Here is a 16,347-nt window from a genome sequence, read left to right on the forward strand (position 1 = left end):
TAATTCCTTTATTGTTATTACTTCAGTTTAATATTAATGTTGCCAAGCTCAGCATTACCAGATGCTGCTAATGAAAATTCATCTGCCGTAACTGGCCATGTAAGAGGAAGATTAACGACTTCTTTGCCGCCAACTTCTCTTGAAGCTTCAACTCGCAATTGATAATCACCTGCAGGGAGTTGTGCGAATGTTTCAGAATCTAAAGCGATAGACAATTTATGTTTACCAGGGCCTTTCGTTGCCGACGTTAAACCATCATAGGGCTGTTGAGCTGATCTTCCTACTCTGCGCCACCACTGTCTAATATCTTTTAACCATTTTTTACCTTCATTATCCTTCATGTCTAAGTCGTACCATAAAGCCACTTGGGTTGCTTTTCGGTTACTGTCTTCTAACCATATTGCAACGTAAGGCTTATGATATTCAGCAACATTCATACGCGGGATTTCAATCTCCATTAACAAGCTTTTATCAGCAGCAAATGTATAATTGCTAAATAAAGTCATTGAAAATAAAGAAAAAGTTAACCAAAACAAACGATTCATTGATATTCCTTTTAAATATTTATTTAGTGTAAATTAGTTAAAATAATAATAAGTGGTAATAACACACCTAATGAGACAAATGGCCAAGTCGACAATCTAAATGAAGCTTGCTTATACAATAGCCATAAACCACTTAAGCAAAAAACAATACAGCCAACAGCAAAAGCATCGATAAACCAAATCCAAGCAGTATTGGTATAACGACCCTTATGTAAATCGTTGAAGAATGATATCCATCCGCGATCGGTGCGCTCATATATAAGTTCTCCACTATCTAAATCAATAGAAAGCCAAGCGTCCACTCCAGGCTCAGGGATTGAGAGGTAAAACTCTCCATCACTTAATTCGCCTTCTGCATATTTTGATATCGAAATATTGTGTTCTGAAATTAAAAGCTGCCTAACATCATCGGGTAATGAGTTAGGCGCTACACTTTCACTTTCATGACGCAATATCCATGCGTGCAACACATTATTAGGCAGTTGAGTTTCAACGGTAGTGATATCATTTTTAGCTGGAATATCACCGGCATGGTTTAACGTAATACCTGTCCAAGAGAAAAACAGCATACCAATACTACAAATACCCGCACTGATCCAATGCCATTGACGTGCGTTACCTAAAGATATTTTCATATACTGCTTAATTTCCTCTTACTGTCGCCTTGTATTAGAAGGAAGCTTTAACACTTACCCAAAAACTACGCGCTTTGTCTTTAATATTGTAGTCATCTGTAAATATGACTTCGTCATTATCAGCTACGTAAATACCGTCATTATCTAGATCTACATAATCGGTTGCATACGAAGTGAAGTCTTCATCAAGTAGGTTGTTTATGCGTAGATTTACAGTTACATTTTCACTAAATTTGTATCTTGCACCCAAGTTTACTGAGTTATAGTTTTTATAATAAAGTGGTTTATCTAAAACACTGTTCCAGTCTCTATAACGATCTGAGCGAATTTCAAGTTGTAAATAAGCATTCAACTCTTCAGTAATTGTCCAATCTGTTGTGATATTTGCCATATGCTCTGCCGTATTCGTTAGAGGTTGGCCAGCACTTGCACCACTTTTTTGCTCGCTGTCTGTCCAAGTGTAGTTAGCACTTGCATTCCAATCTTGCGATATAGCAACTCTACCAGCAATTTCAATACCCTGAAGATCAACTTTATCTATGTTAATTTTTTGGCTATATGTTGTGTAACCTAAAGAATCATAAGCGCCTAAATTAACACAAGGACGAACACCGTTTGTTGCTTCACAACTTTGTACCGTATCGCCACGTGCTATTTTATCTTCAAACTTCGTATTAAAGTACGTGATATTGAAATTATGATCATTTTCATCATCACTCCAATATAATGCAATTTCACTGTTAACACTGGTTTCAGGTGTTAAATCTGGATTACCTGCAAACGGTGAAGTGCCTTGACCACCAAAACCTGTGATACCGTCATAAAGATCTGTGGTTTGTGGGGTTTTAAAGCCGGTACTAACACCACCTTTTATTGTCCAATTATCTGATAAGGTATAAACTGAATATAAACGTGGAGAAACATTGCTTCCAAACACATCATGATTATCGTATCGAATACCTGCTGTAATTGTTAATGGATCAATAATTGTCCAGTTATCTTCAATAAATAATGCATACATTTCTTGCTCTTGTACGCCATTTTCACGAGCATCTTCCATTCCGAAAACGCCATCGAGTAATTCACCTTTAGTAATTTGAGTTCCAATGACTAAATTATGATAGCCAGCTAAATTTTCTAAAGGAATATCTAAACGCGCATCTAATGTATATTGACTACTTTCTAATGGACGCTTATTTCTAGGTAAGAAGGTTTCTTCAGCTAACGCTTTACGAGTGGCTTCATCCATACCTGCATATTCGCCAGTAGCGTAGTACATTTCTCCTAATAACTGACGCTCTGCAACACTTAATGGCATAGTACGGCCATTATTTTGAGTGTCAACATAAGCTAAAGAGATAAATGAACGACCAAAATCCCATTCTGCATTATAGGTGAGTGACCACCATTGACGATCAAACTCTTGATCTGCCGCATAACCGGCGCGAGGGTTAACTTGGCCACTTCTCTCAGCCCAAATAGATTCAATATTATCTTTTGTTCCTAATGGATAGCTTATACTACCGCTCTCAATATCGTAAGTTGGTGTATTATCATATTTTTGATGTGAGTCATCGTAGTCAAAGCGAATGCGGTGAGCTTCACTTGGGGTAAATGATAAAGAAAAGCCATATTGTTGGTTGGTATTATCAACCGTTTTACCACCACGGCCAAAACCCAATGAACGGTAATGTAGCTCACCATTTGGATCTGTTGCTGGTTCAAATTCTGGTGAAGATGCTAGACGTTCATAAACACTACCACGTAAACTTAAATCAAGAACACCTTTAATTAATGGGCCCATGACAGAAAAGTCAGTAGTAATGTCATCACCAAATTGATCGTCACTTTGAAGACTACGACCAAAGCTTACTGAGCCTGACCATTTTCCTTGTGACTTTTTAGTAATAATATTAATTGCACCACCTAATGCATCTGCACCATACAAAGTAGATGCTGGACCACGGATAACTTCAACACGTTCTATTGCATCTAATGGAGGAATATGACCAAAGGCATTGCCACCAAAGTTATTTGGATAAATGTCACCATGGTTATTTTGACGTTTTCCATCTACTAAAATTAATGTGTACTCACTAGTTAAGCCACGCATACTGATAGAACCTTGGCCCGTTTTATCACGGCTAGTTCCTATATCTACACCTTCTTGATATTTGATAGCATCTAACAATGTAGTGAAAGGACGTGATTGAATGTCTTCTTCAGTAATAATTGAAATACTTGCAGGTGCATCTGTTAATTTTTGCTCAAAACCAGTCGCACTGACAACGATACGTTCAATATATTCGCCTGAGGCATCTGGCCCGCTATTAACTTCCGCTGCATTTAAATTTGAGATACATGCCATAGTAATACATGTTGCTAACGCACTATGCTTGAAAAGCTTACCCATTGGAGTTCCTTGTTAACTAATTAAAGTGTTTAAGATATTTTATGGGGCGCACTATATAAAACAACAACACCAATGTCAACACAAATGATAACTGTTATCATTTACGTTTATTGTAATTAAAAATATTTATAGACATTAGAGATTAAAGGCATAGGACTATGGAAGATTAAGTAAGATTGAATATTGGTATTATGAAAGGTTTTAACTAAAGTTTACGTTTGTGTAACGTTACTAACATTTCAGCTTCCGCTTGAGGTAGATCGCACTCAGTCATTAATTCAGCAACATCAGCACCTAATAATACAAGCTTTTGGGCCCTACTATAAAGTTTATCTTCGGGTTGTTGCAGCTTAACTTGCTCTATGGTCTCGCTTTGCTTTTTTATATCTTGATTGAGTATTTTAATTCGGTGTTCTAATTGTTTACTTACTTGTTCATTTTCAACTTGCTGATTAGTTAATGTTTCGTTTAATAAAATTAGTTGTTTTTGTACATCACTTAACGATAAACGTAATTGACTAATTAATAGTTCACTTCCCTCAATTTGAGTTTTAAGTAAGTTAATATTAGCACTTTTAGAGTGGTATTTGATTAAAGCTAATAGCGCTGTAATTAGAGCAGCGCTAGCAATCACTAAACTAATAATAAGGGTGTATTCTTCTTTCATAAAGTCAACTTTAACGACTAAAAGATTCAAGCATTAGTAATGATTAAAATTGCTTAAGTTCATCCCACTCATCGTCAGATAATAATTTATTGAGATCGACCAAAATTAATAATTCACCGTCACGATTCGACACGCCTTGAATAAACTTAGCACTTTCTTCGTTACCAACATTTGGTGCAACGTCTATCTCTGAAGCCTTTAAATAAACAACTTCTGCAACGCTATCAACCAAAATACCAATAACTTGCTTCTCAGATTCAATAATAACAATACGTGTATTATCGGTAACTTCCGAAGAATCTAAACCAAAGCGTGACCGCGTATCAATAACAGTTACAACGTTGCCGCGTAGGTTAATTATACCTAAAACATAAAGTGGTGCGCCGGGTACAGGGGCTATTTCAGTGTAACGTAATACTTCTTGAACTTGCATTACGTTGATCCCATAAGTTTCACAATCAAGCTTGAAAGTTACCCATTGTAATACTTCATCGTTATCTGTTGCTTCTTTTGCATTACGTCTTTCGTCAGACATACAACTCGCCTCTTAAAGTTATTCACTTTTAAATTTAAATTAGTTTATATCTAAATTATCAATAATTACACTATGTTAGGTAATTATTTATCAAGCTGGTTAATATTGGCACCCTGATCTAATAACTTAATTAATGCTTCAACATCAAGTAAGGCACACATTCTTTCTTTTACTAAACCAGCCAACCATGGACGCTTGCTTGTTTGTTCTATCCACTTAACATCTTCTTGCTCTAATGTAACTGTGTCAACTAAGTGTTCAGCCATCAAGCCCCATGAGCTATCACTAAGCATAATAATATATTGATAATTTAGCGAATTTTTTAATGTTTTATTACACTTTTCGGGCATAACCCAGAGTGCGGTATCCACCACATTAATTTTATCTTCGCGATGAACCATTACTCCTTTAAACCAATCAGGTTTTCCCATTAAACTAGTCGTTTTATCAACATTGTGAATACCCCCTAGTTCAATTAACGGTACAGCGATTGTTAACCCTGCAACATCAAAAAACATTGCTTGGAAACTGCCTTTACGGTAATCCTTAGATACTTTAACTTTTAATTCGCCTGAACTCTTATTTGTTCGTATTTCTTCGTTAGCTTCAGCTAAAGGCGTTTCTTCTTTCTCAGGTACTGCGACGGTGCGCGCATGTTCAGATTTTACCGTAGTAACTGTGTTAAAATCTTTCGTTAATGCTTGGGTAGCGCTTGCTTGTTGTAAAAGCTTATTCAGTTTTTCTTTATCTTTATCTACAACGGCAGAGCTCATATGCGAGCTAGCTTCTGTAGAAGGTGTAATAGGCGACTTATCCCCGGGTTCTTCTGTGAGTAATTCCGAGAGATAATTTTGCATTAATTTTTTACTTGCAGCTAATGGGTTTGCCATAAATTATCTATTTTTCACATCAAGTTTTATTAGGTAATCAACTAAATTCCGATATGCTTGTGTCCCTCGAGATGTTGCAGAAAAATCTGACATCACTTTTTGAACAACACTAGCATTTCTAAAATTAGTATCTATCGGAATAACCCCCGGCCAAACGGTTTTTCCATACAATTCTTGCATTTTTAAATACGCTTGTAGCGATGCTTTAGTTCTTTTATCAAACATAGTAGGAACTATGCTAAAAGTAAAAGGTTTATGCTGCTCTCCTTGCATAATCTCCATCGTTTTGATCATACGGTCTAAACCTTTGAGGGCAAGGAACTCAGTTTGAGCTGGAACTATGATGCGATCGCATGCAGCAAGCGCATTTACCATCAACACACCAAGTACTGGAGGACAGTCGATTAAGACATAATCATATTCATCTTTTAATTTTTCAAGTGCCTTTTTTAGCACCAACCCCATGCCACCTTTACTTCCTAGTGAACGATCAAGTGTTGCCAGCCCCATAGTGGCGGGTAAAATATCAATATTTTCATATTTAGTCGGGCATAAGCTCATCATTATTTGTTCTTTGGTTGAAACTTGAACAAATAAATCATAGACACTTAGATCTAAATCCTCTGATTCTATACCAAAATAATAGCTGAGTGATGCATGAGGATCAGTATCAATAAGCAATACTTTATACCCTTGTTCTGCTAACAATCCGCCTAAAGATATAGTAGTCGTTGTTTTTCCAACTCCACCTTTTTGGTTCGCTACTGTCCAAACAATCAAAGATTCACCTATAAATTAATCTATCAGCTTATTTACACTATAACGCTAATAATACGCTATTTAGGAAATAAAATATTATTTAATCACCGCTTTAATAATTGCTTTAGGAAACTCAAGCAAAGGTAAAGCTAATTCTGAAATACCGGCTACGGCAACTGCTTGTGGCATACCGTATACCACACAAGATTCTTCATCTTGAGACCAAATAGTCGCTCCTTTACTTTTTAATAAACGAGAACCTTCCCTGCCGTCAGAGCCCATCCCCGTTAGTATAATACCTAAGACATCCCCTGAATAAATTTTAGCTGCCGAACCAAAACTAATATCAACACTTGGTTTAAATGCAATGCGAGGTGAATCATCTTCAAAAATTTTCAATCTGGCATTAGATGCACTACCTTCTAATATCATCTGTTTTCCACCAGGAGCAAGGTAAGCATGCCCTGGTTTAAGCACATCGCCATTTTCAGCCTCTTTAACTTTAACTTTACATAAGCTATTAAGTCTATTAGCAAAAGCTAAAGTAAAAGCCGCTGGCATATGCTGGATCATAATAATAGGCAGCGGGAAATTTTCAGGCAATTGGGTTAAAACTTTTTGAAGTGCTACTGGCCCACCAGTTGACGTACCTATTGCTAAAAGTTTATAAGCTTTATCCTTGCTAATATGTCCAGTGTTACGAGGAGCAGAGCGAACATTATCAACAGAGCTAGAAACCCTCGCACCGCCTAAGGTTCCTATTGGAGCTTGAGCGACAGTTTTATTACGTAACAATGAATTAGAAACAGGAGATATAGTGCGGCGTGCACTTGGACTTTTTTTCTGAGCTATCTCTAAAACACGTTGTTTAAGGATGTTACCCGCATCACTATTAGTTTTGGCTATTTCATTAAATTTTTTAGGTAAAAAGTCTAATGCACCTGCATCTAACGCCTCTAACGTAGCTTTAGCGCCTTGATGAGTTAATGAAGAGAACATCAAAATTGCTGTTGGTGACTTGGCCATGATTTGCTTCACAGCATCAATGCCATTTAATACAGGCATTTCGATATCCATCGTGATGACATCAGGCCTTAACGTTTTCGCTTTATCGACAGCCTCTTGACCATTGACGGCAAAGTCAATCACAGTTAGGTTTGGATCACTTTCTAATATATCACTAACACGACGACGAAAAAAGCTGGAGTCGTCTACCACCAAAACCTTATAGGCCATTTAACTTCTCTTTGTCTTTTTATATACCACAATAGGAATTATGAGCGAAGTTTCTTATTTACAATAGATTTTTTCGCATAATATTTCAGCATATTTGGTACATCGATAATTAACGCAATACCACCATCACTTGTAATAGTTGCGCCAGCCATTCCTGGTGTTCCATGTAATAATCTATCTAAAGGTTTGATTACAACCTCTTCTTGACCAATTAAGCTATCAACAACAAAACCTACTTGTTGATTTCCTAATTGCACAATAACAACATGCCCAGTATCACGTTTACCTTCCACATAATTTCTCACTAACCATTGATCAAGATAAAACAATGGAATAGCTTTATCTCGCACAATAATGGTTAATTGTCCGTCTACAAGGTTAGTATTGGTTAAATCTAAGTGGAATATTTCATTTACAGCGGCTAGTGGTAATGCAAACGTTTGTTTACCAACAACAACCATTAATGTGGGTAATATTGCTAAGGTTAAAGGTACTTTGATCTCTAGTACGGTGCCAACCCCCATTTCTGAATCAATATTTACAGTACCATTAAGCTGTGTGATTTTAGTTTTAACCACATCCATACCAACGCCACGACCCGATACTTCAGATATTTCAGTTTTTGTTGAAAACCCTGGTGCAAAAATCAAACTAAATGCATCTTTATCTGACATTCTATTTGCCGCATCTTCGTCTAACACGCCACGACTAATCGCAATTTCTTTAAGCTTGTTAGCATTCATACCGGCACCGTCATCGCGGATAGTCAGTAATATATGATCACCTTCTTGAGAAGCAGATAAAGTTACCGTACCTTCTCGATTTTTACCATTAGCCTCACGTACGTCAGGCTCTTCAATTCCATGGTCAACTGAATTACGGACTAAATGGACTAAGGGATCAGCAAGTGCCTCCACTAAGTTTTTATCTAGGTCAGTTTCTTCACCAATCAGAATTAATTTAATATCTTTATTTAATGAGCGTGCTAAGTCACGAACAACACGTGGAAAACGGCCAAAAACTTTTTTAATTGGTTGCATACGCGTTTTCATTACTGCGCCTTGCAAATCTGTTGTCACCGCATCTAAGTTGGAAACCGCTTTAGTTAATTCTTCATCTTCTTTGGTCATACCTAAGCTTGTAAGACGATTTCGTACCAATACAAGCTCACCCACCATATTCATTATTTGGTCTAGTCGTTGAGTGTCAACACGAACCGTTGTTTCGCCTTGAGGTGGCTTTTTCTCAATAGGAGCCTTAGCTACTGCAGGTTTAGGGACTGCAGGTTTAGGATCTGCCGGAGCTGCTTCAACTTTTTTTGCTGCAGCTGGCGTTACTGGCGTTGGCGCAGAATCAACTTTCTCGCTTGTTTGTGGGGATTTTCCTTGACCGTGTAATTCATCTAATAATGATTCAAACTCATCATCTGTAATATCATTCTTATTAGGCGCTACAAGTTCTTTTTTAGCTGTTTCAGAAGAAAATGAACCCTGGCCGTGTAATTCATCAAGTAATGATTCGAATTCATCTTCTGACATCTCATTACTGCTTGATTCCGGTGTAGTTACCGCAGGTTGACTTGGAGCACTGGCCCCATGAAGTTCATCCAACAAACGTTCAAATTCATCTTCAGACATTTCATCATTAGAATCACTACTTGAAGTCGCTTCGTCTGAAATTACAGGTTCTTCAACAACAGGAGCGACGGAATCCTCAACACTTTCAGGAACACTTAAACGATGAAGTTGAGCTAAAAGCTCAGGATCAGCAGCATCTACAGGTTCACGGTTCTGAACTTGAGCAAACATTTCATTAATGGTATCTAGCGCTTTTAAAATAACATCCATTAAATCGGCATTTACCGAGCGTTGGCCAGTACGAAGAATATCAAAAACATTTTCTGCACCATGACAAGCATCAACAAGTTCAGTTAGCGCTAAAAAACCAGCCCCACCTTTTACGGTATGAAAGCCTCTAAAAATAGCATTAAGTAAGTCGGCGTTTTCTGGATCGTTTTCTAACTCAACAAGTTGTTCAGATAAACTCTCAAGTATTTCACCTGCTTCGATTAAAAAATCCTGAAGAATTTCTTCATCTGCTTCATAAGACATCCAACAATTCCTCTTAAAATCCTAGGCTTGATAAAAGATCATCAACATCATCTTGGTCAGAAACAACGTCATCTCTATTTTCGGTATTAACAATAGGGCCTTCTACTAAATTATTGCCCACTTTAGGTTTAGGTTTTTCTGATGCTGAATTAAGACCGAAAGCTGTTAACATATTAATTAAACTATCTTCAACTTCTCTTACAAGTTCTATGACTTTTCGTATCACTTGCCCCGTAAGATCTTGAAAATCTTGTGCCATTAACACATCCGTCATCAATGCGTGCATGTGAGCGGTTTCTCGGTCAGTTGTTGTGAGTAAGGTGTCTATATCAGCACAAAGGCTTTTAAACTCAGGAAGATCTAGTTCATTGTGCATCAATTTATGCCACAAAGGTTTAACTGTTGTAATTTGATGCTGTATGGCATCAACAACAGGAAAAATAGATTCAACCGCATCCATTGTTTTATTCGCCGCTTCTTCCGTACGGGTAATAACGTAGTTCAAACGCTCTTTTGCATCAGGAATATCAGCATTGGCTAAATCGTTGAGGCGAGAATCCACTTGAAAATTCGTTAACGAGTCATGTAATTGACGCGTTAATTTACCAATTTCAGCAAAGAGTGCTGTATTGATCGGATTTTGTATCTCAGCAACGAGATCATCAGCTTTATCTTGTTGATCATTCTCAAGATATTCAACTAATAACTTTGCCTGTTCCAGTGAAACATGGACATTTGTGCTCACACTCATGCAACATCCTTACTAATGATTAGGTTATCCTAAACGCTCAAATATTTTATCAAGCTTAGTTTTTAATGTTGCTGCTGTGAATGGTTTAACGATATAGCCATTAACGCCTGCTTGAGCCGCCATAACAATCTGCTCTTTTTTAGCCTCGGCTGTTACCATCAGAACAGGAATATGAGATAAACTAGCATCAGCTCGAATTGCTTTTAATAAATCAATTCCTTGCATACCTGGCATATTCCAATCTGTAACTACAAAATCAAAATCACCACCTTGAAGCATAGGTAGTGCTGTACTACCGTCATCTGCCTCTGAGATATTAGTGAAGCCCAAGTCACGTAAAAGATTTTTCACTATACGTCTCATTGTTGAGAAATCATCAACAACAAGTACTTTCATATTTTTATCCAAGACACCCTCCGGGGATATAGTTCTAAATTCTAATTGTTATATTGTAATCAACTTTTCCAAGATTGCATACGTGCTTTTAACCGATGCAATGCTTGGCTGTGAATTTGACTTACTCTTGATTCGCTCACATCAAGTACATGACCAATCTCGCGTAAATTCAATTCTTCATCGTAATACAATGACAGTACTAAAGCTTCTCGTTCTGGTAAAGTAGAAATACACTCACTAAGTGATTTTTTAAATACAACTTGCTCAATATTTCCATAGGGATCGCTGTTACATGGATCTTCTAATTGACTTAGCGCGTCTTCACTTACACCTAAGTCTTCAATACCTATTATTCTACCCGTGCTAACTTCATTAAGAATATGATGGTACTCATTTAGCGAAATATCAAGTTTTTCAGCAACTTCAATATCAGAAACATCTCGACCAAGTTCAGCTTCAAGCGTTTTGATTGCTTCATTAATCATTCGACTATTTTTATGAACTGAGCGTGGAGTCCAGTCTCCACGGCGTATTTCGTCAAGCATAGCTCCTCTAATTCTGATCCCCGCGAAGGTTTCAAAACTAGCACCTTTACTATTGTCAAAATTATTGGCTGCTTCTAATAGCCCAATCATACCCGATTGGATTAAGTCATCAACGATTACACTAGAAGGGAGTCTCGCAAGTAAATGATAGGCTATACGTTTAACTAAAACAGTATGCTGCTCAAGCAAAACTGTTTTATCTATCTGATTACTATACGCATTGGCTTTTACCACTATTGCTCACCATTATTTTATGGATTTTGTTATACCAAATGAATTAATTAGTATGATTTTCTAATAACTGTTCAATGAAAAACTCTAAATGACCAGATGCTTGATGCGGTATTGGCCATTTTATAATTTTTGCTGCAAGTTGTTTAAGTGCTTTCGATGCTGGTGAATCTGGAAAGGCTTCAACAATTGCTTGCTGCTTACGCACTGATTTTCTGATATTTTCATCAAAAGGGATCACACCGACTAATTCTAGCGCAACATCCAAAAAGCGCTCACTAACTTTTGATAATTTTCCGAATAATTGCTGCCCCTCTTTTGGACTACGCACCATATTAGCAACTACTTTAAATTTAAAAACCCCATGATCACGACTTAAAAGCTTCATTAAGGCATAACAATCGGTAATTGACGTTGGTTCATCACAAACAACGAGTAATACATCTTGTGCTGCTCTTGCAAAACTAAGCACCATGTCAGAAATACCCGCAGCTGTATCAACAACAAGCACGTCAAATTGCGTTTTCATATCACTAAACGCTCTAATTAAACCGGCATGTTCCGATGGTGTTAAATCTACCATAGATTGCGTGCCTGAAGTTGCAGGTATAATGTTAATTCCCGCAGGACCTTGAATGATAATATCATCAAGTTCACATTCACCCGACAGCACATGGGAGAGATTACGTTGTACTCTTAAACCAAGCATTACATCACAATTAGCTAGACCTAAATCAGCATCTAGAACAAGTACGCGTTTACCAAGTTGAGCTAAAGCAATTGAAGTATTTAGTGATACATTGGTTTTACCAACACCACCTTTACCTCCTGAAACAGCGATAACTTTTATTTGATTGTTACTCTTTCTACTGGCGTGATTAGCATCTTGCATTTTTCTTAAACCACTCGCTTGATCGATCATCTATATTTGTTCTCATTCAATCAGTATTACACAATTGCAGCAGAAGTCATGGACATTGGTCGTGAAAAGTGTTGATTGCTATATTTATTTGTCATTCTTTCTGCAAGAGTAACTAACTTTTCAGCATTTGCAACTTTAATATCTTCTGGTACTCGTTGACCATCCGTAAGATAGCCAATTGGAAGACCATTTTGAATAGCTGTAGTGATTATTTCTCCAACACTTAAACTTTCATCAAGCTTAGTAAAAATACATCCCGCTAATGGTATTTTTTTGAAGCGTTGCACGTTTTCTTGCATTACTCGTTGTTGGGAGTTCGCAGCAAGTACTAGGTAGTTCCTGATTTTTACCCGCGAATTAGTAACTAATGTCGCTAAGTGCTGCGCTAGCCTCATATCTCTTTGTCCCATACCTGCGGTATCTATAAGGACTAATTTCTTCTTAGCATATTGTTGTAATAATAAATCAAGCGATTGTGAATCTTTAGCCATTTTTACTTGGCAACCAATAATTCGACCATAAGTAGAAAGTTGTTCAAATCCCGCAATTCTATAGCTATCTGTTGAAATCATAACCACTTGATCTGCACCGTGTATCTGTGCAAATCGCGCCGCTAATTTTGCAATAGTGGTAGTTTTACCAACACCAGTAGGACCAATTAATGCGACAACGCCTCCTTTATGGATGATGTCATTACTTGTAGTATCAAGCTGTTGGGATAGTAATTTTTTCGCATGCCCCCATGCTTGGTCTTCATTAACCGAGTTAGGAATATAACTGGCTACTTGATCTGAAAGTTTTTCAGTAATCCCCATTTGCATTAAGCGATTAACAAGTACCGCTTTACCGGGATCCTTCTGTGCCATATCTTGCCACATTAATCCAGAAACTTGATGTTCTAGTAATTGACGGATACTTTGCATTTCTTGTCGCATTTGCTCAATGTCAGTATTTGTATTAACAGCATTATTAGCAGCCGAATCACCATTTACTGGTTGTGTATTTTGAGTATTTAAATACCTTGACTGTGACGCTGTTGAATCATTAGATGGCGTTGTTACTCTCGCTTGCTGATTTTGCTGAGCATTTTTTTCTAACCTATCAGTAAAGCTTTTCAGTTGTAGTTCAATATTACTTTCAGCTGCCTGAGGCTGGCTTTGACCATGGTTATTAGCCGTTGAAGGTTGCTGTACGGTACGATTTAACAAGGCCGATAGGCTATCAGCAGGCGGGGGATTATCATTAGGGTTAGAATCAGCTAGTGGTTTAAACGCTTGACTACTAATTGATACCACATCATTTGAAAGATTTTCATCATGACTTATTGAATCGCTAGTAACTGTTGATCTTTGACTATGATCTACCGCTGCCATTAATTCGACGCCTTCAGGAATTTTTTTATTTGACATGATCACAGCATCCGGACCTAATTCTTCCTTTATTTCGATTAGAGCGGTTCTCATATCTTTTGCAACAAAACGTTTAATTTTCATAAAAAACTCCTACACCAACTTACTGATATATTTACCAGATTAATTACATACTCTGTTTGACTACCAGATTACTGGCCAATTGAACTTACAATTTTAATTTGTTTATCATCCGGTATCTCTTGATATGAAATAACTCGTAAACTTGGGATGGTATATTTAACAAATTTAGCCATAACAGATCTTAATATCCCTGAAGTTAATAATATTGCTGTTTCGCCCGCCATTTCTTGTTGTTGAGCGCCTTCAGTTAACGACTGTTGTAAACGCTCTGCAAGCCCAGGTTCAATACCAGCACCATCATCTCCTGCCATCTGCATTGATTGGTGCAACATTTGTTCCAACTCAGGTGACAATGTTATGACAGGTACTTCAATATCTGATCCAATAAGCTCTTGAACTATGAATTTACGTAGGGTTATACGTACAGCGGCAGTTAATACTTCTGGATCTTGGCTCTTAGGACCGTATTCAGCTAATGTTTGAACTATGCTGCGCATATCACGAACTGGTACACCCTCATTCATTAAGTTTTGTAATACTTTAACAATGGTGCCTAACGTTAAGGTATCGGGGATCAAACCTTCGACCAATTTAGGGTAATTTTTGGCTAACAAGTCGAGTAAGTTTTGCACTTCTTCATGGCCAAGCAATTGTGATGCATTGTTGGTTAACACTTGACTCAGATGTGTGGCTAAAACGGTCGCAGCATCAACCACGGTATAACCTAATGATTGAGCTTGTTCCCGTTGATTTTGTGTTATCCATACTGCATCTAAACCAAAAGCCGGATCTTTGGTCGCAATACCGTCAAGTTTGCCATAAACTTGTCCAGGATTGATCGCTAAGTCATGATCATGTCGGATTTCTGCCTCACCAACGGCCACGCCCATTAATGATATTTGATAAGAGTTAGGATCAAGATCTAAGTTATCTCTAATATGAACAGCTGGTACTAAAAAGCCAAACTCTTGTGATAATTTTTTTCTCACTCCTTTTATTCGATTGAGTAATTCACCACCTTGGCCTTTATCCACAAGTGGAATTAGGCGATAACCTATTTCAAGACCAATAATATCGACATGGTTAACATCATCCCATCCAAGATCTTTAACTTCGGCTTCTTGCTGTTGGCTTTCTATTTTATCTGCTTGCTCTTTCTCTACTAATTCAACCGCTTTAGCTGCTTTCAATTTACCACTTAAATAAGCGCTACCCGCAATGAATATACCAAACATAATAAATATTAAGTTTGGCATGCCAGGCACAATACCCATGACAAACATGACACCAGCAGCAATATATAGTGACTTTTCCTGCCCTAACTGATTACTAACTTGCTGCCCCATATCTTGGGTAGTATTTTGACGCGTTACAACAATCGCTGTACCAATAGAAAGTAATAATCCAGGTATTTGTGCAACTAACCCATCACCAATGGTTAATAGCGTATAAATTTCAACCGCGTTATCAAACGACAAATCGTGCTGCACCATACCGATGACTAATCCACCAGTAATGTTAATAAATAATATTAAGATACCTGCAATCGCATCGCCTTTTACAAATTTACTAGCACCGTCCATTGAGCCGTAAAAGTCAGCCTCACTAGTCACTTCAATTCGTCTTTCACGCGCCTGTTCAGCAGTAATAAAACCCGCATTTAAATCAGCATCTATTGCCATTTGTTTACCAGGCATTGCATCTAAAGTGAAACGCGCGGTTACTTCTGAAATTCGGCCGGCACCTTTAGTAACTACCATGAAATTGATAATAATAAGGATTAAAAAGACAACTAAACCAACGGCATAGTTCCCTCCGATAACCACCGAACCAAACGCTTCAATAACTTTACCTGCCGCGCCCGGCCCTTCATGACCTTCTAATAACACAACACGTGTACTGGCTACGTTTAATGCTAATCGTAAAATGGTAGCAATAAGAAGAACGGCAGGAAAAGAACCAAAATCTAACGGTTTTAAGGTGTAAACGGTGATAAGTAAAACAACTAAGGATAAAGCTATGTTAAATGAAAATAATATATCAAGTAAAAATGCAGGCATGGGTAGAATAATCATGCCAAGGACAGCCATCACAAGTATAGGAGTCCCTATTCCTGACAAATAACTGAATTTCTTTTGCTTTAATTGATTAAAATGGGATGCTAGTTGCATTTACTACACACGATAAAATATTGACGCATACTAGTGACCAGCAATTT

At 37.5% G+C, this 16,347-nt stretch carries 15 protein-coding genes; all 15 read right to left on the reverse strand.

What is annotated here, in order from left to right:
* Positions 1 to 17 precede the first annotated feature (17 nt).
* Complete coding sequence (locus IE155_RS02915; protein ID WP_189376608.1) at positions 18 to 545, reverse strand: DUF2271 domain-containing protein; 528 nt, start codon at positions 543 to 545, stop codon at positions 18 to 20.
* A 23-nt stretch (positions 546 to 568) separates the two neighbouring features.
* Positions 569 to 1,180 carry a PepSY-associated TM helix domain-containing protein gene (locus IE155_RS02920; RefSeq protein ID WP_189376609.1) on the reverse strand — a complete coding sequence of 204 codons (612 nt, stop codon included), beginning with the start codon at positions 1,178 to 1,180 and terminating at the stop codon, positions 569 to 571.
* A gap of 34 nt (positions 1,181 to 1,214) precedes the next feature.
* Positions 1,215 to 3,593, reverse strand: a complete 2,379-nt coding sequence (locus IE155_RS02925) for a TonB-dependent receptor domain-containing protein (protein WP_189376610.1) — start codon at positions 3,591 to 3,593, stop codon at positions 1,215 to 1,217.
* Positions 3,594 to 3,798: 205 nt separating this feature from the next.
* The gene (locus tag IE155_RS02930) at positions 3,799 to 4,260 is read right to left on the reverse strand and encodes a DUF2802 domain-containing protein (RefSeq protein WP_189376611.1); all 462 of its coding nucleotides are present in this window, start codon (positions 4,258 to 4,260) and stop codon (positions 3,799 to 3,801) included.
* 43 nt (positions 4,261 to 4,303) lie between these two features.
* Positions 4,304 to 4,795, reverse strand: coding sequence for a chemotaxis protein CheW (locus IE155_RS02935; RefSeq protein ID WP_189376612.1), 492 nt, complete (start codon positions 4,793 to 4,795; stop codon positions 4,304 to 4,306).
* A gap of 83 nt (positions 4,796 to 4,878) precedes the next feature.
* On the reverse strand, positions 4,879 to 5,685 hold the full coding sequence (locus IE155_RS02940) for a chemotaxis protein CheW (RefSeq protein WP_229816991.1): 807 nt from the start codon (positions 5,683 to 5,685) through the stop codon (positions 4,879 to 4,881).
* Between the two features lie 3 nt (positions 5,686 to 5,688).
* The gene (locus IE155_RS02945) at positions 5,689 to 6,465 is read right to left on the reverse strand and encodes a ParA family protein (protein WP_189376613.1); all 777 of its coding nucleotides are present in this window, start codon (positions 6,463 to 6,465) and stop codon (positions 5,689 to 5,691) included.
* A gap of 75 nt (positions 6,466 to 6,540) precedes the next feature.
* A complete protein-coding gene (locus IE155_RS02950) occupies positions 6,541 to 7,680 on the reverse strand; it encodes a protein-glutamate methylesterase/protein-glutamine glutaminase (protein ID WP_189376614.1) in 1,140 nt (379 codons plus the stop codon).
* 38 nt (positions 7,681 to 7,718) lie between these two features.
* Positions 7,719 to 9,791, reverse strand: a complete 2,073-nt coding sequence (locus tag IE155_RS02955) for a chemotaxis protein CheA (RefSeq protein ID WP_189376615.1) — start codon at positions 9,789 to 9,791, stop codon at positions 7,719 to 7,721.
* A 13-nt stretch (positions 9,792 to 9,804) separates the two neighbouring features.
* Positions 9,805 to 10,542: a protein phosphatase CheZ gene (locus tag IE155_RS02960; RefSeq protein WP_189376616.1), complete on the reverse strand. Its 738-nt coding sequence runs from the start codon at positions 10,540 to 10,542 to the stop codon at positions 9,805 to 9,807.
* A gap of 24 nt (positions 10,543 to 10,566) precedes the next feature.
* Complete coding sequence (cheY, locus tag IE155_RS02965; RefSeq protein WP_184426359.1) at positions 10,567 to 10,950, reverse strand: chemotaxis response regulator CheY; 384 nt, start codon at positions 10,948 to 10,950, stop codon at positions 10,567 to 10,569.
* Between the two features lie 47 nt (positions 10,951 to 10,997).
* Positions 10,998 to 11,717, reverse strand: coding sequence for an RNA polymerase sigma factor FliA (locus IE155_RS02970; protein WP_373295348.1), 720 nt, complete (start codon positions 11,715 to 11,717; stop codon positions 10,998 to 11,000).
* Between the two features lie 43 nt (positions 11,718 to 11,760).
* Positions 11,761 to 12,636 carry a MinD/ParA family protein gene (locus IE155_RS02975; RefSeq protein WP_189376617.1) on the reverse strand — a complete coding sequence of 292 codons (876 nt, stop codon included), beginning with the start codon at positions 12,634 to 12,636 and terminating at the stop codon, positions 11,761 to 11,763.
* A 26-nt stretch (positions 12,637 to 12,662) separates the two neighbouring features.
* Positions 12,663 to 14,129, reverse strand: coding sequence for a flagellar biosynthesis GTPase FlhF (gene flhF, locus IE155_RS02980; protein ID WP_189376618.1), 1,467 nt, complete (start codon positions 14,127 to 14,129; stop codon positions 12,663 to 12,665).
* Positions 14,130 to 14,197: 68 nt separating this feature from the next.
* Positions 14,198 to 16,300, reverse strand: a complete 2,103-nt coding sequence (flhA, locus tag IE155_RS02985; RefSeq protein WP_189376619.1) for a flagellar biosynthesis protein FlhA — start codon at positions 16,298 to 16,300, stop codon at positions 14,198 to 14,200.
* Positions 16,301 to 16,347 lie beyond the last annotated feature (47 nt).

It is taken from the genome of Thalassotalea profundi (genome assembly GCF_014653195.1).
In the GTDB taxonomy this organism is placed as follows: domain Bacteria; phylum Pseudomonadota; class Gammaproteobacteria; order Enterobacterales; family Alteromonadaceae; genus Thalassotalea_B; species Thalassotalea_B profundi.

What these genes read in the sequence shown, in the direction of transcription:
- flhF (WP_189376618.1), bottom strand. Translation starts at nt 14,129, where the DNA reads ATGAAAATTAAACGTTTTGTTGCAAAAGATATGAGAACCGCTCTAATC.
- IE155_RS02930 (WP_189376611.1), bottom strand. Translation starts at nt 4,260, where the DNA reads ATGAAAGAAGAATACACCCTTATTATTAGTTTAGTGATTGCTAGCGCT.
- IE155_RS02940 (WP_229816991.1), bottom strand. Translation starts at nt 5,685, where the DNA reads ATGGCAAACCCATTAGCTGCAAGTAAAAAATTAATGCAAAATTATCTC.
- IE155_RS02915 (WP_189376608.1), bottom strand. Translation starts at nt 545, where the DNA reads ATGAATCGTTTGTTTTGGTTAACTTTTTCTTTATTTTCAATGACTTTA.
- IE155_RS02975 (WP_189376617.1), bottom strand. Translation starts at nt 12,636, where the DNA reads ATGATCGATCAAGCGAGTGGTTTAAGAAAAATGCAAGATGCTAATCAC.
- flhA (WP_189376619.1), bottom strand. Translation starts at nt 16,300, where the DNA reads ATGCAACTAGCATCCCATTTTAATCAATTAAAGCAAAAGAAATTCAGT.
- IE155_RS02920 (WP_189376609.1), bottom strand. Translation starts at nt 1,180, where the DNA reads ATGAAAATATCTTTAGGTAACGCACGTCAATGGCATTGGATCAGTGCG.
- IE155_RS02955 (WP_189376615.1), bottom strand. Translation starts at nt 9,791, where the DNA reads ATGTCTTATGAAGCAGATGAAGAAATTCTTCAGGATTTTTTAATCGAA.
- IE155_RS02925 (WP_189376610.1), bottom strand. Translation starts at nt 3,593, where the DNA reads ATGGGTAAGCTTTTCAAGCATAGTGCGTTAGCAACATGTATTACTATG.
- IE155_RS02950 (WP_189376614.1), bottom strand. Translation starts at nt 7,680, where the DNA reads ATGGCCTATAAGGTTTTGGTGGTAGACGACTCCAGCTTTTTTCGTCGT.
- IE155_RS02935 (WP_189376612.1), bottom strand. Translation starts at nt 4,795, where the DNA reads ATGTCTGACGAAAGACGTAATGCAAAAGAAGCAACAGATAACGATGAA.
- IE155_RS02960 (WP_189376616.1), bottom strand. Translation starts at nt 10,542, where the DNA reads ATGAGTGTGAGCACAAATGTCCATGTTTCACTGGAACAGGCAAAGTTA.